Annotated in this window: 26 protein-coding genes and 2 pseudogenes; all 28 read right to left on the reverse strand. The window is 69.3% G+C overall.

The annotated features are described in order from the left end of the window. Positions 1 to 40 precede the first annotated feature (40 nt). On the reverse strand, positions 41 to 1,153 hold the full coding sequence (locus AB0I72_RS19110; RefSeq protein ID WP_358570181.1) for an N-acetylmuramoyl-L-alanine amidase: 1,113 nt from the start codon (positions 1,151 to 1,153) through the stop codon (positions 41 to 43). 3 nt (positions 1,154 to 1,156) lie between these two features. After that, complete coding sequence (locus AB0I72_RS19115) at positions 1,157 to 1,516, reverse strand: hypothetical protein (RefSeq protein ID WP_358570183.1); 360 nt, start codon at positions 1,514 to 1,516, stop codon at positions 1,157 to 1,159. A gap of 62 nt (positions 1,517 to 1,578) precedes the next feature. Then, positions 1,579 to 1,845 (reverse strand): hypothetical protein, encoded by a 267-nt coding sequence (locus AB0I72_RS19120; RefSeq protein ID WP_358570186.1) that lies wholly within the window; start codon positions 1,843 to 1,845, stop codon positions 1,579 to 1,581. A gap of 8 nt (positions 1,846 to 1,853) precedes the next feature. After that, a complete protein-coding gene (locus tag AB0I72_RS19125) occupies positions 1,854 to 2,303 on the reverse strand; it encodes a hypothetical protein (RefSeq protein WP_358570189.1) in 450 nt (149 codons plus the stop codon). Positions 2,304 to 2,327: 24 nt separating this feature from the next. Continuing rightward, entirely contained in the window at positions 2,328 to 2,615 is a 288-nt protein-coding gene (locus tag AB0I72_RS19130) for a hypothetical protein (RefSeq protein ID WP_358570192.1), read from the reverse strand. A 16-nt stretch (positions 2,616 to 2,631) separates the two neighbouring features. Beyond that, positions 2,632 to 3,171: a hypothetical protein gene (locus AB0I72_RS19135; RefSeq protein ID WP_358570194.1), complete on the reverse strand. Its 540-nt coding sequence runs from the start codon at positions 3,169 to 3,171 to the stop codon at positions 2,632 to 2,634. 12 nt (positions 3,172 to 3,183) lie between these two features. After that, positions 3,184 to 3,726, reverse strand: coding sequence for a hypothetical protein (locus tag AB0I72_RS19140; protein ID WP_358570197.1), 543 nt, complete (start codon positions 3,724 to 3,726; stop codon positions 3,184 to 3,186). Continuing rightward, positions 3,705 to 4,073, reverse strand: coding sequence for a hypothetical protein (locus AB0I72_RS19145; protein WP_358570200.1), 369 nt, complete (start codon positions 4,071 to 4,073; stop codon positions 3,705 to 3,707). Before AB0I72_RS19145 ends, AB0I72_RS19140 begins: the two co-directional genes overlap by 22 nt. Before the next feature lie 95 nt (positions 4,074 to 4,168). Beyond that, a complete protein-coding gene (locus AB0I72_RS19150) occupies positions 4,169 to 7,813 on the reverse strand; it encodes a hypothetical protein (RefSeq protein ID WP_358570203.1) in 3,645 nt (1,214 codons plus the stop codon). A 542-nt stretch (positions 7,814 to 8,355) separates the two neighbouring features. Then, positions 8,356 to 8,433, reverse strand: a pseudogene (locus AB0I72_RS19155) (NlpC/P60 family protein); the annotation flags it as partial. Between the two features lie 1,869 nt (positions 8,434 to 10,302). After that, positions 10,303 to 11,448: pseudogene (locus AB0I72_RS19160) on the reverse strand (phage tail tape measure protein); the annotation flags it as partial. 24 nt (positions 11,449 to 11,472) lie between these two features. Next, positions 11,473 to 11,817: a hypothetical protein gene (locus AB0I72_RS19165; RefSeq protein WP_358570206.1), complete on the reverse strand. Its 345-nt coding sequence runs from the start codon at positions 11,815 to 11,817 to the stop codon at positions 11,473 to 11,475. Positions 11,818 to 11,843: 26 nt separating this feature from the next. After that, entirely contained in the window at positions 11,844 to 12,206 is a 363-nt protein-coding gene (locus AB0I72_RS19170; protein ID WP_358570209.1) for a hypothetical protein, read from the reverse strand. Between the two features lie 84 nt (positions 12,207 to 12,290). Beyond that, positions 12,291 to 12,842, reverse strand: a complete 552-nt coding sequence (locus AB0I72_RS19175) for a hypothetical protein (RefSeq protein WP_358570212.1) — start codon at positions 12,840 to 12,842, stop codon at positions 12,291 to 12,293. A 2-nt stretch (positions 12,843 to 12,844) separates the two neighbouring features. Continuing rightward, complete coding sequence (locus AB0I72_RS19180; RefSeq protein WP_358570215.1) at positions 12,845 to 13,261, reverse strand: hypothetical protein; 417 nt, start codon at positions 13,259 to 13,261, stop codon at positions 12,845 to 12,847. Positions 13,262 to 13,265: 4 nt separating this feature from the next. Further along, positions 13,266 to 13,568, reverse strand: coding sequence for a hypothetical protein (locus AB0I72_RS19185; RefSeq protein WP_358570218.1), 303 nt, complete (start codon positions 13,566 to 13,568; stop codon positions 13,266 to 13,268). Then, on the reverse strand, positions 13,568 to 13,888 hold the full coding sequence (locus AB0I72_RS19190; RefSeq protein WP_358570221.1) for a hypothetical protein: 321 nt from the start codon (positions 13,886 to 13,888) through the stop codon (positions 13,568 to 13,570). The genes AB0I72_RS19185 and AB0I72_RS19190 overlap by 1 nt, the downstream gene beginning before the upstream one ends. Positions 13,889 to 13,900: 12 nt before the next feature. Further along, positions 13,901 to 14,338, reverse strand: coding sequence for a hypothetical protein (locus AB0I72_RS19195; protein WP_358570224.1), 438 nt, complete (start codon positions 14,336 to 14,338; stop codon positions 13,901 to 13,903). 8 nt (positions 14,339 to 14,346) lie between these two features. Beyond that, entirely contained in the window at positions 14,347 to 14,625 is a 279-nt protein-coding gene (locus AB0I72_RS19200) for a hypothetical protein (RefSeq protein WP_358570227.1), read from the reverse strand. Continuing rightward, positions 14,625 to 15,239, reverse strand: coding sequence for a hypothetical protein (locus tag AB0I72_RS19205; RefSeq protein ID WP_358570230.1), 615 nt, complete (start codon positions 15,237 to 15,239; stop codon positions 14,625 to 14,627). The genes AB0I72_RS19200 and AB0I72_RS19205 overlap by 1 nt, the downstream gene beginning before the upstream one ends. 63 nt (positions 15,240 to 15,302) lie before the next feature. Then, the gene (locus tag AB0I72_RS19210) at positions 15,303 to 15,674 is read right to left on the reverse strand and encodes a hypothetical protein (protein ID WP_358570233.1); all 372 of its coding nucleotides are present in this window, start codon (positions 15,672 to 15,674) and stop codon (positions 15,303 to 15,305) included. Continuing rightward, positions 15,674 to 16,099: a hypothetical protein gene (locus AB0I72_RS19215; RefSeq protein WP_358570236.1), complete on the reverse strand. Its 426-nt coding sequence runs from the start codon at positions 16,097 to 16,099 to the stop codon at positions 15,674 to 15,676. The genes AB0I72_RS19210 and AB0I72_RS19215 overlap by 1 nt, the downstream gene beginning before the upstream one ends. A gap of 59 nt (positions 16,100 to 16,158) precedes the next feature. Further along, positions 16,159 to 17,445: a phage major capsid protein gene (locus AB0I72_RS19220; RefSeq protein WP_358570238.1), complete on the reverse strand. Its 1,287-nt coding sequence runs from the start codon at positions 17,443 to 17,445 to the stop codon at positions 16,159 to 16,161. Then, positions 17,442 to 18,557 (reverse strand): HK97 family phage prohead protease, encoded by a 1,116-nt coding sequence (locus tag AB0I72_RS19225; protein ID WP_358570240.1) that lies wholly within the window; start codon positions 18,555 to 18,557, stop codon positions 17,442 to 17,444. Before AB0I72_RS19225 ends, AB0I72_RS19220 begins: the two co-directional genes overlap by 4 nt. Then, the gene (locus AB0I72_RS19230; protein WP_358570243.1) at positions 18,557 to 19,984 is read right to left on the reverse strand and encodes a phage portal protein; all 1,428 of its coding nucleotides are present in this window, start codon (positions 19,982 to 19,984) and stop codon (positions 18,557 to 18,559) included. The genes AB0I72_RS19225 and AB0I72_RS19230 overlap by 1 nt, the downstream gene beginning before the upstream one ends. Positions 19,985 to 19,986: 2 nt before the next feature. Continuing rightward, complete coding sequence (locus AB0I72_RS19235) at positions 19,987 to 20,187, reverse strand: hypothetical protein (protein WP_358570246.1); 201 nt, start codon at positions 20,185 to 20,187, stop codon at positions 19,987 to 19,989. Positions 20,188 to 20,198: 11 nt separating this feature from the next. Beyond that, positions 20,199 to 21,641: a hypothetical protein gene (locus tag AB0I72_RS19240; protein ID WP_358570249.1), complete on the reverse strand. Its 1,443-nt coding sequence runs from the start codon at positions 21,639 to 21,641 to the stop codon at positions 20,199 to 20,201. Next, the gene (locus tag AB0I72_RS19245; RefSeq protein ID WP_358570252.1) at positions 21,622 to 21,879 is read right to left on the reverse strand and encodes a hypothetical protein; all 258 of its coding nucleotides are present in this window, start codon (positions 21,877 to 21,879) and stop codon (positions 21,622 to 21,624) included. The genes AB0I72_RS19240 and AB0I72_RS19245 overlap by 20 nt, the downstream gene beginning before the upstream one ends. Between the last annotated feature and the right edge of the window lie 60 nt (positions 21,880 to 21,939).

The raw sequence follows: 21,939 nt of genomic DNA on the forward strand, positions 1-21,939 counted from the left end.
CCCGGCCCCCGCGGGGGCCGGGCCTTGCGCTGAGCCTGGGTCAGTCCCGGATGAGCGCCTCCCATGTGTGACGTCCGGCGATCTGGTCGCCGCGGCCGCCCGTCACCGAGTTGCGCACCCGGCGGGCGACCTGGAACCGGCCGAGCGCCACGGCGGTGCCAGCACCGAACCGCCCGTCCGGCTCGCCGCGGCCGTTGAACGAGTTCGCTGGAGGGTACCCGGCCGCGGCCAGGAGCGCCTGGAGCTTGCCGACGGCGGGACCGGTCGCGCCCTGGCGAAGGGTGGGCAAGGACATGATGGCCTCCTCAAGCCAGTCGGGCGGCGGCGCGGGCGCCGGGTCAGGGTCCTCGGGCGGCCGGGGCGGCGGCACCGGCGCCGGGTCGGCCTCGGTCAGCGCACGCCGGAGCTCCCCCGCGGACTCGGTGCCGTAGACGCCGTCCCGGGAGATGCCGCGGACCCGCTGGAACTCGCGGACGGCTTCCTCGGTCTCGCCGCCGAACCGCCCGTCGGCCCCGTACTCGGGGAGGATGCCGGGCCGCCAGGTGGCGAGCGCCTCCTGGAGCCGCCGGACCGGGGTGCCGGTCATCCCCCGGTAGAGGGCCGGGTCTCCGGTCGGCACCTTCAGGTCGCCGACCTCCCAGTACTCGAAGGCCGGCGGGGCTGGTGACTCGCCGCCGCCACCCCAGTCTCCGGAGCGCACCCGCGCGTACAGGGGTTCGCCGGGGCAGTCGGTTGAGTTCCAGTCCCGGTGCCCAGTGATCGACGTGCGCACTCCGCGCGCGGCCAGCCACGCCAGCAACTCGACGAACGCGGCGAGCTGCTTCGCCGTCGGGGTCTGCGAGCCGCCGAGCATGAACTGGATCCCGACGTGCGTCGAGTTGGCGCCGGGCGCGTGCGCGCCGATCTTGCGGATGCCGCGGCCGGTCAGAACTACGCCGTGGTGGCAGATCAGCAGGTGGTAGCCGATCCCAGCCCACCCCCTGCTCCGATGGTAGGAGTGCATGCTCCGCACCTGAGCCCGGCAGGTGGTGTGCGCAAGGCGCACGAGCGGACCGCCGTTGAAGTGGACGGTCTCGCCCGAGCGGGGGCGGCCGGAGGAACCGATCGAGGACGGGATGCCGACCGTGGCCGCCGACTCGATCACGAGCGCCACGGCTCAGCCCTCCCCGCCGTCGGCCTCCGGCGCCAGCAGCGCGGGGTCGAAGCCGACGTCGTAGTGGTCGAGTGCCTCGGCCTCGTGTGCGGCCTCCAGGTCCTCCACCGTCTCCGGCGCCCACACCTGCAACCGGGTGAGCACACCTCCGGCCAGGACGATCAGGTAGGTGACGAAGTCCTCGGTGAGCGCCTCCTGCCAGGTGACGTCACCGTCCACCAGCTTGACGGCGACCAGCGCGAGGACAGCGCCGACGGCCACGTACAGGGCTGGGTTGCGCCGGTAGCGCGCCAGGTGGCGGAGCCGGTCGTAGTTGGTGACGAGCGCGGCGCCGACGCGCCGGATGATGTCGATGACGGGCACGGTGACCTCCTCGGGTCATGGAAAAACCCGGCGCGTCGGCCGGGTCGAATACGGGTGCGGGGTCAGCTGGCGACGAGGGCGATCAGAACGGACACCACCGTCGGGATGATCAATGTGAGCCCGCCGACGATGAGCCCGGCCCACTGGAGGAAGCGCTTGGTGCGGGCGTCGGCCTCCGCACGCTCGCGTCGAAGCTGCTCCACCGTGACCGCGGTCTGTTCGATCTCGCGAATGCGGGACTCGTGATCCTCGCCGCGACTGACGACCACGCCGAGCATGGTCTTGATCTCGATCAGCAGATCTCTGGTCTCGCGCTCAGGTGCGGTCATGGCGCGGCCTAGTAGTCCCAGGTCATCGCGACGAACTGGGCATGGACCACAGGCACGGGCGAGCTGTGGTTGTGCCACACCTCCACGGCCACCGGCTGCCCCGCGCGCCCCCGAAACGCCCAGGCGCCGACGTTGAACTCCTGGCCGGCCGTGTCGTCGGTGTCGTCCCCGCCGGTGGAGTCCGGGGCAGTGTAGGGGTCGCGCACGAACCGCTCGATGAACTGCACCTCCGGATCGCAGTCCGCGGTGGAGATCGAGGCCCAGTGCACCTTCCGGAACCACAGGAAGTCCCCGTCTGCGGACGGTTCGATCAGCGCGGACTCGGGGTCGGCGACATCGCCTGTTCCCTGGTACATGCCGTTGTCGTTGCGCAGCACCTGGTCGAACCTGATGGTGGTCCAGGTCTGGGGCTGGATCAGCTGGTGCGTGTCGGTGAGCAGCTTGCATTGTGTGGCCACGAAGGCCTCCTCGGGGGTAGAGGGCTACCGGTATGCCGCTGGGGTGACGGCCAGGGCGCGGAGCTGTTCCTCGCCGTGCAGCCACCGGGTGACGCGCACGGTGGACAGTTCGGTGAGCATCCGCGAGTCGACCGCGGCGCTCGCGGCCTGGGTGTCGGCCGCGGCGACGGGTTCGCTGCTCCACCCGACGCCGGTGACGGTGTACCCGCCGGCTCCGTCGGGGGAGATCGTCACCCACTCGTGCGGGAGGAAGATCGCTCGGGCTTCCGCGTCCGCGATCTGGCTGATCGCGTCAGACGGTGTGACAGTCACGGGATGTCCTCGATGGCTAATAGGGGAAAACGACAATTCGGCGTCGGCTGAAGGAACCTGTCCCCGAGCTCACCCTGTATTTCATCTCGAATGTGTTGCTGCCCGGATTGAGATCGGAGTAGTAAACAACATGGCTTGCCTGCAGGCGGTTGTTTGCGCCGGACATGTTAGTGATGGCCCGGCTGTCATTCCCGGCGATATTCGTCGCCCCGGAGACGTCGACCGTGGTTCGCGTCGTCCCGCCGCCATCGTTCCAAGATTCGACCCCCCAGCACACGAGGGCGCCCTCGTTGGACGTCACGGTGACGCTCGGCCCGACCACAGTGCCGTCCAGGTCGGTGAAACTCGTGGACGTGGTGGTGCCCTCGTCGCTGATGGTGAGCCGGACGGGCACGCGTTCGACGATGCGGCCCTCGGACGCGGTGGCGAAATACGCGCCGGGCTGGCTCGCGTGGGCCGGAGCCGTCTCCAGCAAATTGTCGCGCAGATGGATATTCAGTTCCGCAGCGGTGAGAACAGTGTTGGGGACAAACGTTTTCGGTGCGGTCCACGCCATGTCAGATCTCCCTCACAGCGGAAGCACCCACAGTTCACGGCGGAGGAACGACGCCGTTCCGGAGCCTGCCTTGTACTTCGCCGTGAACGTCAGCGTTCCGGCGGTCAGCCCGGTGTGCAGGTGTGTGACACCGATCCGGATCCCGTTGACGGCGGTCACGCCGTCGCGTTGCAGGCTCCAGTCATCGGAGACGGCTTGGGTGTGGTCACCGCTGATCTCCCAGGAGGCGTAGGAGGCGCTCGTGGTGCCATCGTTGTCGATCCAGCAGGAGAGCCCGACCAGCGCCATGGGGCCGCACTCGACCGTGACCGACGGGCCGAACGTGGTCAGGTCGGTGTACGACGTGGAGGCCGTGGACTCCGTACTGGTGTCGACGATGTCGACCGCGGGCAGACGCTGCGCGATCGCGTTGGTCCCGGTCGCGACGAAGTAGCCGCCCGCCGTGGTGGCGAGCGCTGGAGCGCTCTCGTTCAGGTTGTCGCGCACCGAGGCGTTCCACTGGGCCGCGCTGAGCCCAGCTCCCGCCACCGCCGTCAGCGGAGCAGACCACGCCACGACGTGCCCCCCTCCAGGCCTGCGGGCGCCCCTCCCGGCATGAGCTCATGGGCGTGCGCGGCGGCCTCCTCGCGCAGGTCAGCCACCGTCTGTCCGTGCGGGATCCCGTGGCGCACCGCAACCTCGTGGTCGCGCGGGTACCAGTTGCGGGTCTGCGGGACGGGCCGCGTCATGAGCTCGTCCCAGATCGCCTGCGGGTCGCCCGGCCACTCCACCGGTGCGACCAACGTGCAGTTGGAGCACCACACCACGGACTGTCCGGGGCGGAGCAGCTCGGCGCCGCCGCAGTAGAGCCGCACGCAGTCGGCCACCCACCTGGAGTGGTTGACGTAGGCCCGGACAGGCACAGCAGTGACCGGGCCTTGTGTCGACTGCGGCGATTCGTCCGGGCCCGGCTCTGGCCGGTGGCCGCGCGTCCACGAGTTCACCGCGCTGAACGGCTTCAATGTCCCAGCAACCCTTCATCCAGATTCGAGGTGTCGAGCACGAACACGGTGCTCGGATTGTCCAAGCCGTCCAACCCGAACACCCCCTCGTCGAAACCGCGATCGTTGTCGTCGAAGGTGAACACCGACGCGTACTGTTCGCGCACGCGTTCGCACCCGATCGTGACCTGGTGGTCGTGTCCGACGTCGCGGATCGAGTGCTCGATCCGCTCGATGTAGTGATCGTGCGACGTGAACGTCTCGGCCTCGATCAGGTGGATCCGGTCGGAGACGTCGCGCGCGAGGATCTGCGTCATCCGATCGGAGTGGCCTGCGCCGACGACGGTGATCGACATGATCGGCAGGCGCCGGGACCGCTGCCCGAGGATGAGCTGGGCGATCGCGGTCACGTCGTGGACTCCGGCCAGCCCCAGGTCGCCGTCGTAGGAGCGCGGGCCATGATCGGCGACCGACTCCGTGTCCTCGGCGCGGACCTGCACGGTGCGCACAGCAGGCACCGGGTAGGCCCGAAGGCGAAGGCCGCTGATGGTCGCGCCGACCGGCCCGGCCTTGAGCTGGATCTGCGTCGACTGGCCGCTCGTGCGCGAGAGGCTGACCTCGACCTCTCCGGCTTGGACGACGAAGTCGTGCTCCTCGGGGGTGACCCGTTCGTAGGCTGCGGAGATCAGCCGGACACCGAGAACCGGGGTGACCGCGCCAGTGAAGGGTTCGTCTGCCTGCACACGGATGTTCCGCGTCTCCCCAGCGGCCAGGTTCAGGATCCCCTCGTCCTCCCACACGACCGTGCGAGCGACCGGCTCGCGTTCCTCGACCGCGACGTCGATGGTGTTGACCAGATCGCGCCACCCGACGTCATAGCTCACGGGCGCGGAGAACTCGGGCTCGCCTCCGGTGTCCCGGAACGTCGCCTGCACGTTCAGCGACGCGGAGCGCAGAAGCCGGTGGTGTCGGCCACGGAACACAAAGTCGCCGAACGGTGACACCATCGCCAGCGCGGAGGGTCCTTCGGCCTCCACGACCGCGGCCAGGGCGTCGAAGGCGTCCTCGCCTTCCACCCACCACCACTTCAACGTGGTCGCGCCGGCGTCGATGGCCCGCTTGTCGGCGGGCCATCCGATCTCATCAAGGATGACCCCGACCGCTTCGCCCGTGCTCAGCGAGGGGTACAGCGCCGTGGACAGGTCAACGCCCCGGAGGCGCCCCAGCGTGTCCAGCGCCGTCAGGTGGACCGACCGAGACTCGCGGCCAGGGTCGATCTCGTAGTCGTCCAGGAACCCGTGGTAGAGCGGGTAGACCGTGCCCTGCCAGGTGGCCCGAATGGCCACCGGCTTGCCTGAACCGAGGATCCCGCCCAGCGGCGAGTTCGGGTTGTCGACGGTGTAGTCACGCGACCGGTTGTCCAGCTCCAGCCCGGTCTGACCTGGCGAGATCGCTGCGAGATTGCGAGCCTGGTCCCGGCCGCGGGTGATGTCCACCTGGGTGCGCACGCCGAGCACACGATCGGTGATGTCCTCGCCGGGCCCGAGCATCTGCACCGAGTCGACGTACACCTCATCGCCCGCGCTCGCGCCCGCGGACTGGTCGGTGCGGACCACTGAGATCTGGTCGACCCACACCTGCTCGCCTGAGGTCGTGTCGCCGACCGGCAAGACCTTGAGGTTGACGGTCGTGCCACTCGCACTGAACTGGCAGGTGATGCGCTCCCACTGGCCGGTGACCGTGGAGGCGTCGCCGAACACGCCTTCGGCGAACAGGTTGATGGCGGGGCTGCCGGAGGGCACCCACACCCACGCCGAGAACTCGTACTCTGCGGAGGTCGTCATCCCTGCCGCGTCGCGTTGCGACTGGGGGAACGTGCCCGCGGTCGCGGTGTCCCAGCCGATGAGCAGCGACCCGGACCCCTGGAACGCCCTAGCGGTGGAGTGGGCGAGCACGGGCGGCCCGCCGCCGCCCGGCACCCAGTGGGTGGCGATGTCGCCGCCGTCGTTGGATATCTCCGACGCAGACTCGAATCCGGAGGTCAGTGCCTCCTCGAAGTCGGGCACGATGATCGCCGTGTAGGACGCAGCGTGCGCGGTGAACGTGAAGGCCAGCCGCTCCCACTGGTCAGTGGCTGTGGAGGGAGCGGACCAGCCGACCCCGAGCACACCCAATCGGACCGGCGGCGCCCCGGAGGGGACGTACACCCACGCCGACAGGTCGTAGGAGCGTCCGTCGCGCAGGGAGGTGAGCACCCTGCGAGCGGACTGCTCCGGGCTGGTGTCCGTCCACTGCGCTCGCAGGGATCCGCGGCCGGTCCGGGCTTGGAGCTGCGAGGCCGACAGGGTCGGCGACAGGTCCGGATCCGGCGTCGGCTGAACCGAGGCGACGGAGACCGTCAGGCCGTGGGCGTGGACGTACTCGGCGTTGGCGGTGAATGTGTGCGTCGCGGTCGCGGCGCCGGTGGTCAGCTGGCGTGTGGCGAGACTGCCTGCACAGAAGTCGTTCGAGGACTGGTCGCTGCGCTGGACGAACCCGTTTGGCGCGTCGATGTCGACCGGCTGACTGCCGGCAGTCGTGTACGTGATCCGCAGCCGCGGCTTCTGGGAGGAGGAGGCATCGGCGCCCCGCCAGTACCCGTAGTCGTTCCGGTTGCCCGCGTTGGTGCGGCCGGTCGTGATCCCCTTGGTCGTGTTGTCCCGCAGCTCTTCACCGATCGCGGTGGGCAGGTCGACGTAGGTGGTCTGACCCTTCGTCCACGAGTGGCTCGACCGGTTGAATGTGCCGTCCGTGCTCGACGATCCAGCGGGCTCCGTTGCGTTGTTGTGGCTCCCGAACCGGGCGGTTAGCCCCGAGTTGTACCAGGAGTGTTCATTGCTCATCCGCAGCTCGACGCGGTCGATCGTCGAGCCCGCGAGGTCGGACTGGATCGTCGTGTAGTCGAAACCGGCCTTCCCATACTGATCGCCGGTGCCGTCCCCCAATTGCGAGTCGCCCTGGTAGAGACGCTCCGTGGACCTCTTCCCGAATCCGTACCAGGACGCGGACCAGGTCGCGTCGTAGGTCTTGACCAGGGTCTCCGGCGGCGGGGTGGTGTACTGCGCCGACACCCACCGCAACTCAACATCGTCCGCGTTGGTCGGCGTCACGCCCGGGGTCGGGATCTCGGTGTCATCGGAGAACGGCGAGAACGTACCGACGACCGGCGTGACCGCGGCGTCCCCTCCCTGGACGGCGGCGATGGCCACGCACCCGTCCGCGCCGGACGCCTGGGTGAACCCGTAGCTGGCGGGCTCGCTGCCACTGGCCTCCTTCCACCACACCTTCGTATGCAACTGGCCAGTGCCGCCGGTCAGCGTGCTGCCGAGCTGCTGCCACGTTGCGCCGCCGGTTGGAGCGCCCAGGTCTGCGGAGTCACCGAGGTTGGAGGCCTGGAACGCCACGAGGATGTCGCCCGCGACGGCGCCAGCGGGCTTAGTTACCGAGAAGGACGCGGACGCCGACTCCGCTGAGGACACCGACCGGATGCTGGCCGGGGTCGGATCCGGCGGCACCGGCGGGTCTGGGTAGCCGACCCAGGAGTCCAGTCCGGCCTCGAACTCACCCAGGTCCAGGCCGCCGTCGCCGTCCCAGTCGACCAGGAACTCGTAGCTCGGGATCATCGGCGCGCCCTCACCGTCCCGCGCGCGACCCGGCCCTTGTGCTCGGCGTCCGCGAGCGCCGCCACGACCATGTCCTCCGCCTGACGGCGGCTGGTCACCGGCCCGTGGAAGTGCAGGTGCAGCTCACGCGGAGCCGGGTCGTAGTCGGCGCGCTTGAGCGGCTCGGCCCTACCCAGCCGGTTGTCGAGCAGGTTGAGGCCAGGGGCCAGTCGCGCGCCACGGTCGGCGATCGTCGCCCGGCCGCGGTTCCCCGCGGTGGTGTCGCCCATGACGGGCCGGAAACCGTAGGTCGCGGTGTACAGCGGGTTGCGGGCACCGCGAGCGGAGGTGCCCACGACGACGCCGCGCGATCCTCGCGACTCGACGTTGACACCCATCAACGTTCCGCTCATGTGACCGACGCCGGAGTGGGTGACGCCGACCATCCACGGGGACTGGAGACTGCGCACCCACCCAGGGGGTGCCGTAGACCCGAAGCTGTGGGTGGTGTGCATGCGCGCGTGCCTGGGCGACTGGCCGCGGATGACCCGTTCGATCACCGAGGTGAAGCCTGAGCAGTCGTATCCGCCGGGGCCGACCCCGCCCCACACGTACGGCTTGCCGCGCTGTGCTCGCGCGAACCGGGCCGCCCGCTGCAACCGCGCGGAGGCCGATTCCAGACCGACCCACCCGGCCGCTCCTCCGACGAGGGAGGCGGCGTGGTCGCGGTCGGCGCGGCCGAACCGGTCGAGCACCTTCTCGCGGATCAGTCGGAAGGCGTGATACGGCAGACCTTGGAAGTCCTGCTTGGTGCCGAACCGGTCCTTGAGCTGGTCGCGGAGCGCGTTGATCGGCGCGGTCGCGGTCTCCTTGACCTTGCCGACGATGGTGTCCCAGGCGTCGCTGAGGAAGTTCGAGACTGACCCGAGGATGCCGCCGCGAGCGAACCCGACGCCGCGGGAGAATCGCGGCAGGCCGTCCCGGGGGGCCTGGCCGAGCCCGAGCATGCTGGTGCGCTCGCTCAGGCGCCGCACTGCGGTGACCCCGCCGCTGTTGCCGACGGCGTTGAGCCAGTGAACGAACCTGGGCCCCAAGCCCCTGACGACCTCGGGAACCAGGACGCCCTCACCGCGGCGCATGGGGGTAAGTACGTCGTCACGCTTGGCGGCCTGGAAACCCGGGATGACACCGCCGCGCCGGAATCCGCGAAGGGTCACCCGGCCAATCCGGCTGATGCCGGGAACCTTGTCGGCAACTTTATTCCACAACTTCCGAAGACCGTTGTTGAAAACGGTGTTCACCACGAATTTGACGGGAGCCTTCGCAACCGATTTCAGTTTGTCCCAGGCTTTTTTGACACCGTCCTTCGCGCGCTCGAAGGAATCGATCACCCTGTCCTTGAGCGATCGGACAGCGGACACGACGCGGTCGCGCAACTGGGTGGCCCTGCTGGTGAGCCAGCTACGAATGGTGTCCCAGATCGACCGTGCCCGATCGCGCAATCCGGTGAACACTGCGACGGCGCTGGCGCGCAAGGCGACAAAGGCCGCGACGATCCGCAGGTGCAGGTTGACGGCCGCCGAAATCGCCCTCTTGGCCAGGCCGAGGACACGGGAGATGATCCAGTTCTTGATCATCTCGAACAGCGCTGCGGCCCGGTCGCGCAGGGAGGTGAACCAGCTGATCACCCCGTTGACCAGATCCGGGATGATCGAGTTTCCGACGATCCGCTGGTACAGGTCAACAATCGGTTGGATGATCGCCTGGTACAGGGCTCGCAGGATGCCCTTGACCAGGGTGACGGCGCCTTGGAAAATCGCGACGACGGCTGTCCACAGGCCGCTGAATATCTTTTTGACGCCTTCCCACATTCGACGCCAATCGCCAGTGAAAAGACCGATGAAAATATCAAGGATCCCCGAGATCACTGTGAGGGCGCCGGAGAAAACGCCGGAGATGATCTGCCAGGCCGCTTTAATGATCGTGACGATTAGAGTGAAGGCACCCCGGAAAATACCGACGACGAACGTCCACAGGCCGCTCACGACCGCGCTGATCCAGCCGCCGTGGATTTCCCAGATCCCCTGGATCCAGCCGACCACGCCCATGACGATTTCGACGAGCTGACCGAAGATCTCCCGCAGCTTGGGCATAATGCCCTGGAACCATTCCGTGATGGCCGACCATGTGGAGATCGCGGTTTCTTTGATAGTCGGCCAGGTCGCTGTCCACCAGGCCACCAGCGCGTCGAGCCCAGGCTTGAGGACGCCTTCCCACAGCGCGTTCCACCCGGACTTGATGCCGTCCCAGGTGGCCATCACTGCTGACCGGAAGGTCTCGGATCTTTGCCAGGCCATCCACACGGCAGCACCGAGGGCGACCAGCCCGGCGACGACGGCGACCACGATGCCGACCACAGGGGTCAGGACGGCGCCGATCGCGCCGATCGACGCGACGAGCGCACCGATCATGACGATCAGCGGGCCGACCACCGCGGCGACGATGCCGATGACCACACCGATCCGGAACAGCATCGGGTTGGCCTGGGAGAACGATTGGATCCACCCGGTGACGACACCCACGAGTTCGGTGGCCCAGGCCAGCAGTCCGGACTCGGCGATCGCGATCGCCAGCCCTTCGATCGCGGACTGGAGTTCCTTGACGCCGCCGTTGAACCCCTCCATCTGGGTGGCGGCGATGCTGCTGGCGGTCCCGCCCGCCTGGCGGAGGTTGTCCGTCAGGTCCGACAGTGCTCCTGAGCCCTGGGAGAGGAGGGCCTGCAGGGCCGGCCCTCCTTCGACCCCGAAGATGTCGAACATGTCTGCGGTGGATGCCCCGGCGCCTTCCAGCTGGCCGAGGATGTCGGTGAGGGAGCGCAGTTCACCGTTGGAGTCCAGGACGGACACGCCCAGGTCGGACAGGGTGGTGGCGATCTGTTCGGTGGGGGAGAGCAGGTTGGCGATCGCACCCCGCAGCGCGGTGCCGGCCTCGCTGCCCTGGATGCCTGCGTTGCCGAGCAGGCCGATCGCTGCGGAGACTTCCTCGAACTCCAGCCCGGCGCTGGCGGCGACCGGGCCCACGTGTTTGAACGACTCACCGAGCATCGTCAGGTCGGTGTTCGTGCTCGTGAAGGTCTTGGCCAGCACGTCGTTGAGCCGTGAGACCTCAGAGGTCTGCATCCCGTAGCCGGACAAAATGTTGCTGGCAACGTCGGCGGCAGTGCCTAGGTCCACCGCGCCCGCAGCGGCCAGGTTGAGCACACCCGGCAGGGCCTCCATGGTCTCTGCGGCGTCGAACCCCGCCATGGCGAGGAACTGCATGCCGTCGGCGGCCTCCGACGCAGAGAACTGCGTCGTCGAACCGAGTTCCTTGGCGAGGTCCTTGAGTTCCTCGAACTCGGCGCCGGTCGCCCCGGACACCGCGGCGACCCGCTGCATGCTCGCCTCGAAGTCGCTGGCCGTCGCCAGGACAGCGGCCCCGACCCCGACGATCGGCGCGGTCACCGTCGCCGACAGCGTCGACCCGACGCCGACCATCCTCTGGCCGACGGCCTGCATCTTCCCCGAGAACCCGTCGATGTCCCGGATGGCGTCCTTGACACCCTTGGACGTCCACTTGCTGAAGATGTTGAAGCCCAGGGAGGTGACGGCGGCCATGGTGCGCCACCCCCCTCAGGGCCTCTATCCAGATGTGTCGTCCTGCGGACGCGAGACGTGCTCGATGTCGCGCGGCAGCGTGTGCTGCTTCGTCTCAGGCGTGTTGGCCTGCATGAAGTTCAGGCGCAACCGCCGGAGCTCCTCCAGCAGTTGGGCCGCCAGCTCCACCTGGTCCGTCCACTCGGCGTGGGCTCGGCCTCCGGCGCGGGCCGCGCCGGTCGCTGACCCTCGGGGGAGACGGGACACGAGCACGTGCAGGCGGCGGATGCTCATGTCCCCGGACAGGAAAGCGGCGAGCTGGTCCTCGGTGCGCGGGTAGTAGCGGGCGAGGTCGGCCTCGACGTCCTCGGAGTGCTCGGTGACGAGCACCGCGAGGGCGAGCAGCTCCTCGGGAATCAGCTCCCAGAGCGCTCCGAGGCTGAGGACTTTCCCGTCAGGGTCTCGCCGAGCCGCTTGACTGCGGCCTCGAACTCCTCCTCGGTGACTTCGGCGTCCTCCAGCCGGTCGAGCTGTGCGGGGGAGAACCCGACGGTTTCGATCGCGCCCCACATGTCGCCCTGCGACATCTTGCGCAGGAACTTGAACCGCTTCCACTTGCGCGGCAGCACGAGCTCCAGCATCTCGTCGTCACCGAGCGGGAGCTGGAACACCTGTCGTGTCCCGGTGGCCTCCTCCTCGGCCGCGTCCGCGGCGTCCGTAGCCGCGTAGTCGATCTCCTTCGGCCGGACCGGCTGGCGTGCCGGCTGCTTGCTTGCCATCTCGGGTCTCCTTCTCACTGGTCTCGGGTCAGGTGTGGTGGTGGGACGGCCCGAGGACCCGAGACACCCGGACCGCCCCACGTCTCATCCGCCCGCAGCGGCAACCTGCGCGGCGGCGTCGTCCAAGACCTTGCGCAGGTTCGCCTGGACCTCGGGCTGCATCTCGCCGAGCGGCTCCATGAACCAGCTGCCGCCCTTCTGGTCCACCCACCGCCAGTCGGCGCGGTCGGTGCCCTTGCGGGGGAAGATGGGGTGCCGCCAGCCGCCGTCCCTGTGGCGGGTCCGGGAGTCCAACCCGCGGGGGATGACCGACTGCTCGGCGTCGGGCATCGCGGTGATGATGCGCATGCCCATCTTCGTGCTGGCGCGGGCGCGCACTCCGCGGGCGACCGTGCGGCGCAGCTGCTTGGGCTTGTGCGGGTGCTTGGCGGTACCGCCCCGCTTGCCCGCCGAGGGCAGGCCCTTGGCCTCCCGCTTGACCCGCTGCACACCGACCTTCGCGGCCTTGCGCAGCTCCGAGCGGAGCTTGGTGGGCAACTTGGCGTCGATCTGCCGGAGTTGGGCCGCGACCCGGGCGACCTCGCGGCCGAGCTGGATCTCGACGTCGAGCGGGGGCCGGTCCGAGCGCCGAGCCATCCTCAGACCGTGTTCTCGGCGATGCTGCCCTGGGCCGGGAACGTCACGCTGTTCTCCGACAGCTCGCCCGGCGCGCCGGTGAGCGGCGTGTACTCCAGCAGGATGCACGTCCCCTCGTACTCCGGGTTGGTGGCCGACACCGGGTCCGAGGTCGGGCGCACCCTCACCGTGAACTCGGTTTCGTTGCGCTGGAGCGGCGACAAGGTCGCGTTCACACTGGCGGCGCTGTAGTCCTGCATGAACTGGATCTCGAAGCTGTCGTCGGACAGGCCGTGGGCACGGCGCCGTCCTCCAGACCCGAACGAGGTGGTGTCGACCTCGTTCTTGGTCATGTTGACCGTGACCTGGTTCGACCCGTCCGACAGGTCGACGCCGTCGATCTCGATCCGGCAGTTCTTCAGCACGATCGGCGTAGCCATTCGCCTACTCCTTCACTTCGTCCGGCCGACCGGCCGAGTCCTGGGCAGCAGAAAGCCCCGGCGCCTGCCGGGGCTTGTCGGGCTTCTTCGCTGTCTTCTTCGGCGGCGGATCGGGCTCCGGGGCCGGTGTGGGCTCCACGTGCCCGGCGGCCCTGAGCCGGGCCGCGTGCTGTACCTCCAGTTCCACCTGCTCGCCGCGCCGCTTGCCGAGCACGGCGTGCGGGCCGATCACCGTGTAGGTGCCGTAGCGGAGTGGGGGCGGCGGGGGCGGGGCCGGGCGCGGACGCCGGCGGGGACGGGGCGGCATCAGAGCTTCACCACCGCGCGCGTCACCGATGTGGTGTCGGAGTAGACGAGCTCCGCCTGGTTGTTCTCGTTGCGGTACACGCTCAGCAACGGCACCCAGACCTCATCCGAGGCGTTGACGGTGTACTGCTTGTCCGGGTAGGTGTCGCCGGACTCCAGCGTGGGCTGCCCGGTGATCGTCACCGTCTTGGAGCTGACGTCGCCGTTCTTGACCACCAGGAAGTGGGTGCTGCCTGTCTCCGTGGTGTCCCCGACCGCAGCGGCGGCGAAGGTCGGCGCCGTCCCCGCCGTGGTGATGTTCTGCGTCGTGATCAGTGCCATGAGTCCCTCCGGTCACACTGCTTTGACCTCGACACGCAGGTCCGCGCCGAGGTAGTCGAGGCCGCCCCAACCGACCAGCCCGTAGTGGTCCACCTGGGACACGCGCGCCGAGGACGCCACCACCTCGCCGTCCAGGACCAGGTCGGTCATCCCCGCGTCGATCGCGGCCTTGACCGACCTTTCGTCCTCGTCGGCGAGGTAGGCGTCCAGCGCGGCCTGGGCGGCGTCGTCGTGGCCGGTGGACACCATCACCTTGACGGTGAAGTTCATCTCGACCAGGCCGTTGCGGAACGCCTGGTCGTAGCGGACCGCGGGGACACCCCCCGAGGAGGGCACCCCGGGAATCACCACGGCGGCTGGCGGGGTGATCGACCCGGTCCACCGTTCGCTCACCCTCAGCCCCTCGATCGTGCGCAGCCGGTTGGCCAGAACGGTGCGAACCTTGGTCACCGACGCCATCAGGCACCCTCTCCGGCGGCCAGCTTCGCCAGCCGCGCGTACTTCTCGGTGGTGGTGTGGCCGTCCCAGGCCGCCCGCGCGTCATCCGCCGCGACCGTGGGCACGTGGCCGAACAGATCCAGGTCAGCGGGTGCCAGGTGCCAGGACAGCTGCCCGACCGGTGAGGTCACGTAGATCACGGGCCAGTCGGGTTCGTCGGTGTCGTTGTAGGAGATCACCGCCGGATACCGGGCGGTCAGGTGGGCGACCAGGGCGGCGCGCTCACGGTAGACGTCCATCACGCGATCCTCGTCGTCGTCTTCCGGTACGGGGCGAGCAGTGTCAGCGCACGGTAGTTCTCGCGCACCCGGATCAGCCCGAAGTCGTCGGACCCGTGGACGCCGAAGGGGGCGTCCGACATCTTGAACAGGTCGGCGGCCGTCACCAGGGTCGCCTCCGCCACCGGGTCGGGGACGGCCGCCCACCCCCATTGGGCAGTGACGCGCACCGTGGTGCGGCGCCCTGCCGGGAACGCCCGGTCGCTGACGGCGCGCACCCGCCAGAACGGCCACCCTTCGACACCGTCCTGGAGGCCGTCGAGCGGCTCCAGTTCGTAGTCGGCGCTCGTCCACGTGGTGTCGAACGTGCCGTCCCCGGTGGTGTCGGTTTCGACCACCAGGTCGGTGATGGTGTGGAAGTCGTCCACCATCACCAGCGCGGCCGAGGTGGGCCGGTAGCGGCGGGCCGTCGCGGTCGCGGTCTGGTTGAACTGGCGGCGGCAGAACTTCTCCACCCCGCGGCTGGCGGCCGTCAACGCGGCTGTGAGCCGGTCGTCGTCAGCGGTGTCGACGATCGTCGGACGGAACCAGTCCTTCAGCTCCGACAGTGTGGCGTAGTCGTCGCCGAGCGCCATCAGTCAGCCCCTGTCGCTCAACGCGAACGCCGGATCCGCGACCGCACCGGTGTCAGCCACAGCTCACCATCGGGATCCGCTGGTGGTGGCCTGGTCGTCCTCGTCAGAGGAGCCGGTGTCGGCTGCCTTGTCGGCGGAGCCCTGCCGGGCCTTGTTCGTGCGGGGCTGGCGACGCTTCGCCCCGGTCGGCTTGTTCCCCTCCTCCTGGGAGGGCTTCTTCTCCTGGCGGGCCTCCGGCTCCGGGGTGAGCGCACCGAGCCGTTCGGCGTCGGCGCGACTGACCCGACTGCCCGGGGTGGCCCACAGCCACCGCGCCGCAGGGTGCCCGTCCGGCACCACCCGCTCGCCGTCCTCGGTCAGGTACAGGCGCCGTTCGACGGTGACCATGCCCTTGCTCGCGTCGGGGTCCTTGGCCCTCTCGTACACCAGAGCCATCAGACCAGCTCCACGTACCAGACGACGGCCCGGAAGGCGCCCGCGGTCAGGGCGCTCCCGGCGATGGTGAAGGCGATCGACCGTTCAGCGGTCGTGGCCACCGGCGCCGACGTCGCCGTCAACGAACCCCGCTTCGCTCCCGTGGAGTCCCACGGGGCGGCCGTGCGGTCGCCCGCCGCCTGGATGTCACCGGCGGACTCCACGTCGATGGACACGTCGTCGGTGCCGGTTCCTCCGGCCAGCACGGTGTCGACCTGGAGCAGCGAGTCCACGATGATCGCGCCCGAGGGGATCGTGTCGCCTCGCAGCGGGATGGTGGACACGGCGCCGCCGTCCACGTCGAAGTCGTAGAAGCCCACGGCGGGCTTGGGAAGGCCGAGGAACTGGCTGGAACCGAGCTTCCTCGTGCCGGGAATGACGGACATCTTCACTCCTCACCGCGGGGAGGACCACGAGCGTGGTCCTCCCCGCGACAGGTCTCGGCTTACAGCCCGGTCACCTCGGCGAACGCCTTGGGCCGGTGGTGGATCATCGCGGCCCGCAGGTCCGCCCGGATGGCCAGCTTGCCGTCGACGAAGAACGTCGAGTGGCTGTTGGACACCTGCACGTCGATGCCGCGGCGGATCGCCAGCTCCGAGAAGTTGGCGTAGTCCCCCAGCAGGATCTTGGTGGCGGGCGCGGCCGTGGTCTCCACGACGGGCACACCCCAGATCGTCATCGGGCCCGGCATGCTGGGGTGGCCCCAGATGTACTGGCCGTCGGCGGTCTTGAGCAGGCGCACCGACTCCCAGTGGGAGGGCCGCGCGTACACCACGCTGGGCTCGGCGAACCCGTCCTCGCGGACGAGCCGCATCGCCTTGTAGACGGCGTCGGTGATCGGGTCCGCGCCGAGCGCCTGCGACTGGATGCCGGAGACGTTCTCGGTGCCCAGCAGGTTCGGTGCGATCCCGGTGCCGAGCAACACCTGGGAGTCGAGCCGCTGGCGGAGCATGAACGGCAACCGGTTGTTGACGTAGTCCCGCGAGCGGGGCTCGTCCTCGAACTGCTCGTCGGTCACGGGCAAAAACACCGCGACCTTGCGGACACTGTGCGACCGCTCGGTCAGAGCCAGCGCACCCTCCGGGTACGACGAACCCTCCGCGGTCTCTGCCGCCGCGTTGGTGAAGGTCGTCTCCTCCATGAACACGACCGCGGCCTGGGTGGTCGTGGTCTGCGGGATGAAGTCGACCACGTGCGGTGCAGGCCGGGTCGGGAACATCTCGACACGGCCGGTGCGGGTGGTCTCGGGGTCCCACCCGGCGCCCGTCTCGAATAGGGTCTTCAGGTCGATGTTGAGGGTGGCGACCGGACCGGAGTCCGAGCCGCGCTCGTAGTTCTTCCACGCCTTGGACTCGGTGATGATCTCCCCGAGGTTCTTACGGCGGCCGTCCTTGAAGTGCAGGCCGTCCTCGGCGCCCTTGCGGCCGTCCGGTTCGCTGCCCGGCTCGGCCGACCCGCCGTGTTCCTTGGCCTGGGCGGCGGCGCGGGCCACCACCATGAGCTCGTCGACCTTGGTCTTGCGCTCGTCGATCTCGACGTTCAGGGCCCGGATGTGCTCGACCTTGGCCTGGGTGTCGCCGGAGATCGACTTCACCTTGGCCATGTCGTAGTCGGGCCCGGCCTCGGTGAAGATCTTCGCGAGCTCGTCGCGCTTGGCGTTCAAGGCGCTCTTCGCCTCGGTCAGCGCGGGGAACTCGATGATCCGCTCACCGGCGTCCAGTGTCGCCGTCATCGCGTCACTCCTTCGTGCAAGCGGGCCAGACCGGCCAGGAAGGTCGAGGCGAGTTCCTCGTCGCTGACCGTGCCCGCGGGTGGGGTGGTGAGCAGGGCCTGAAGCTGCTTGAGGTCGTCGCCGATCCAGTCCAGGAGTTCGGTGTTGCCCCGGCTGAGCGTCTTGCCCTTCTCAGCACGCAGGGCGACCACCCTGGACGCGCTTTCGATGACCCCCGACGTGTAGGCGAGGGCTTCGACCAGTTCCTCGTTGAGGGTCTGGTTCTTGGTGGGCCCGGCGCTGCGGTCCCGCAGCTCCGGGGGTTCCCGGTCCGCATCACGCACGTGTGCGGCCAGGTGGTCGTAGACGGCCTTGCGGTCGGCGTCCGACAGGTCGGTACCGTCGCGGGCTCCGTTGAGGACGGCGATCCAGGACAGGCACGCGCGCAGGTTCGCGGGCCCGTCGATGCCGTGGTGGTGCGGGAAGCCGTAGCTGGACTTGGCCTCGGGGTCGCCATCGGGGTCCACCCACGCGTACACGGTGCGCAGGTGCGAAGGGCGGGCGTCCTCGGGCAGCCGTCGCTCGGTGGCCGCCGCATCCCAGGAGGTGGTGGCCACAGCGGTCTCGTGCGCGGGCACCGACCCCTTCACGGCGGGCACACGACCCTCGCCGGTCCGGGACTTGGTGGCCAGGGTGCGGGTGCCGATACCCGCACCGAGGAGGACGGGGCTGACCTCGTGGACCTTCAGCCGCCTGAGCAGCCGCACCCGCTGGCCGTCGCGCTCGCCCGGTTCGGCGTCCTCGATGTCGAACCCGTAGCTCCACTCCTGGAGGGCGCCCATCTGCTTGACCGTCTCGAACGTGTCGCGGCCGTGGGTGGTGCCCATGAAGAACTGGCCTTCCAGGACCGCGGTGTTGTCGCGCACCCGCACCACGCCCTTGCCGACGGGCAGGGCGCCTCCCCACGAGGTGTGGTTGTAGGAGCTGATCCGTACTGGGGCGCCGTCGGTGATCGCCCCGGGCAGGGTCACGTCCCCGTCGTGGTCGATCATGTCGAACGTCGAGAACACGGCCTGCACGATGCCCTTGTCCGCGTCCTTGATCTCGACCCCGCGGAGGGTCTTGACGTCCATCAGTCCTCCTCTTCCGAGGTCGCGGGCGGCTCGCCCGATGTGGGTTCACTTGCTGCCATGGGTGGCTGCATCTGCACGCTGACCAGGCCGGTGTGGCTGCCGATCAGCTGGGTGACGTCCCTGTTGGCCACGGCCCGCACGACGTCGTCGGGACCGAAGCCGGCCTTGACTCCGGCGTCGATCGCGTTCATCTCGGTGCGCACGACCTCCGCCTGGTCCTGCTCGTCTTCACGCAGGAACGCGATGTCGCGGTCGTCGTACCAGAGGGTCGCGCCGTCGTCGGGAGGGGTGACCAGGGTCTGCAAGCTCGCGGAGACGCCGCGCCACAGGGGACGGACGGTGCCATCAGCGAACCGGCGGCGCGCGGCGGAGAAGTTGCCCTGGTTGAGCGAGGACCCTTGCAGACCCTCGGAGAAACCCACCCAGGACGGGGGGACCCCGGCGGCCGAAGCGATCCGGGACTCGCCCTTACCGACCGTCTGGGAGAACTCCAGCTGCCTGAAGTCCATGGTGAGCGGGGTGACGTCCGCGCCGCCCATGAGGAACAGCGTCTTGTAGGCGTTCTCCGCGCCCTGGTGGGTGGCCTTGAACGTCTCGACGAATTCGTCGAAGGCGTCCTCGGACACCTCCTTGTCGAACTTCACGACCATGGAGGGGTTCGCGCCGTTGGCGAAGAACCGGTCCTTGTGCCGGGTCGACGCCTTGTCCGCGCCGATGTCCCGCAGCACCGGGGTCAGCCACGACATGCCCCGGTACCGGGCCACCGGGTCGGGGATCGGGGAGAAGTGCGCGACCTGGTCGGGCATGAGCAGCGTCTCGGTCACCGCGGCCGTCCCGTCGCGGTTCGTGCCGTTCATCCGGGGCCGGTACAGGAATCCGCCGACCCGGTTGTCGATGGCCCACGGGTCGCCCGACCGCGACACGATGATGATCGTCATCCAGTCGGGACGCATGCGCACCGCGCGGCGGCCGGGCCCGGCGGCCGCGCGGCCGAACCGGCCGTTGTCGTCGGTGACCGTGAAGAACGCGTTGCCCGCCAAGTCGACATCCTGGATCGCGTGCGCGAGGAGTTCGCCGGTCGTCCCCGACGGCCACGGGTGCTCCAGGATCGCCAGCTCGGGGGAGCCGAACAGGTCCTGGGGCCGGCCGTTGACGATGCGCCGCCACTGGAACCGCGCCTCGGAGAACACCATCTGCCGGGCCACCATGCACGAGAACACCGGCCCGGACGCCTTGAACGCGGCCTCGACGTAGCCCTCGAAGTCGTTCTCGACCTGCTCCTGGTCGGGCAGGGAGGAGACGAACGCCGACCGGAACGGGTCCAACGACCAGAACGGCGGCTCGGTGAAGCTCTTGCGTCCGCGGGCCTTACGCCCTACGTCGCGGGTGCGGATTCGTTCGGCGGCGATCCGATCCAGGAGGCCCACGTCTACTCACGCGCCTCGCGCCAGCCGAGGCGGAACGCCGCCACCGTCCACGCCGCGCCGAGGGTGACCTTCGACAGCGCCCACCCCGTTCCGTAGATGAGCGCGCCGACTGCGGCGAGCAGGCCGCGGCCGAACCGGATCTGCCGGGCCTCAGCGGAGATCAGCTCCATGCGGGACGTGTGCTCGGGTACTGCTGGCGCCACAGGGGGTCTCCTCACACGACGGCCATCTTCGGTTTGCGCTTCTTGGTGCCGAACTTGCGGAAGCCCCACAGGGCCTGGCTCACCGCGACCAGCGGACAGATGTCAGCCGACATGGAGTTGCGGCTCCACACGAACGCGCCATCCTTGCCGAGCTTCTGGCGGGTGGCGGCGGACACCGCCGCGGTGAGCGAGCCCTGGCCGAGGTGGCGGATCGACGACCTCCACGACGGGGGTGCGCTCGCCGGGCGCACGCACCCGTCCACGAAACCGCCGGCCGCCGCGCCGCGCTCGCCCATGGACGCCTTGATGACCTTCACGCCCTGGGCTTCCAGGTCGGGGATCAGCGCCGCGGCAGGACCGAAGTTGCCGACCACCACGCAGGCGGGCCGCCACTTCTTCACCAGCTGGACGGTGCGCGGCACCATCCACGTGACCCCGGGAAGGTGGTCGACGACCTCCACGTGGTAGAGGCCGTCCGACCGGATGCCAGCGACACCGATCGCGCCCATGGACCGCTCGGGGTTGATGTCCAAGCTGAAGCACACCGGGTTGTTCGGCATCGACTCCGTCTCGGCGAGCGCACCCCATGCCTCCTCGCCGATGACCTGCCAGCCTGTGCCGGTGGTGGGGTAGTTGCCCACGCTCAGCACCTCGCGCCCGAACCCGCGCGCCGACAGCGCCTTGAGCTGTCCGAGGATCTTCTCCTCGCTCAGCCGAATCCCGAGCCCTGGGTTGGCCTTGGCCCACGTGCCCGGGTCTTTCGGGTCGTCGTGCTCGTCGCAGTCGGGCGGGCACCACTCGGTGTGGACGTCGGCGGACCACTCGAAGTACGCGAGCCGGTCGTGGTCTCCGTCCAGGGCGCGCCGGCGCACGTTCGCGATCGCGTCACAGGGTGCCAGGTCCTTGTCCGGCGCCGACGTGGTGTACACGATCTGCGGGTTCGGGCGGGCCGACAGGGTCGGCAGCAGCGCCGCCATGTGATCGTCGGACAGGTTGTACGCCTCATCCAGGATCACCCGGTCGGCGGTCAAGCCGCGGCCCCCGCCGCCGGTCCTGGTCGTGAAGCGGATCCGGTGGCCGTCCCTGAGCTCGATCCCCTCCTCACCCTTGGAGTAGGAGACCGCCTTCACCCGGGCCTTCAGCGACGGGTTGCGGTCGATGAGCGCCACCAACCGGCGGAACGCCTCCTTGGCGGTGCGGAACTCGTGGGCACTGTGGATGAGGAGCTCTTCGCCCCACAGGAACAACCCGGCGAGCTCCATCGCCTCCAGGATGGATCCCTTGCCGTTCTGTCGGGCCACGATGAGCCCGACCTCACCTGCCGCCCACTGGCCGTCCGGGCGTTCGCCGAGCGCGTCCTCCAACACCAGCTTCTGCCACGGGTCGAGGACCAGACCGCAGGAGGCGGCGATGTCGATCGCGTCGGATCCGGCGCTACTCGGAGCCGGTGGCACCACCCTGATCTGAGGCGTCTGCACGCCGAGCAGCCCGGCGGGCGGCGAGGTCGTCGACAACGTCTCCCGCCTCTCCGCTCTTCATCGCATCGAGCTCGGCCAGGACCAGCCGCAGCTGCGTCGCCAACGGGGCCGCCTCCCGGTCCGACGCCCTCGGCAGGCGCCGGGCGAGCTCGTTGCGCAGGGCCTCCAGCGACGCCTGACGGTCCCCGGTGGACACGACCTCCGGCAGGCTCATCGCGCCCACCTCCTCGGGGATTTTTCGCGGAGAGAAAAGCGGTCCCGTAGGGCGGCGGGG

It is taken from the genome of Nocardiopsis sp. NPDC049922 (genome assembly GCF_040660275.1).
Taxonomy (GTDB): Bacteria; Actinomycetota; Actinomycetes; order Streptosporangiales; family Streptosporangiaceae; genus Nocardiopsis.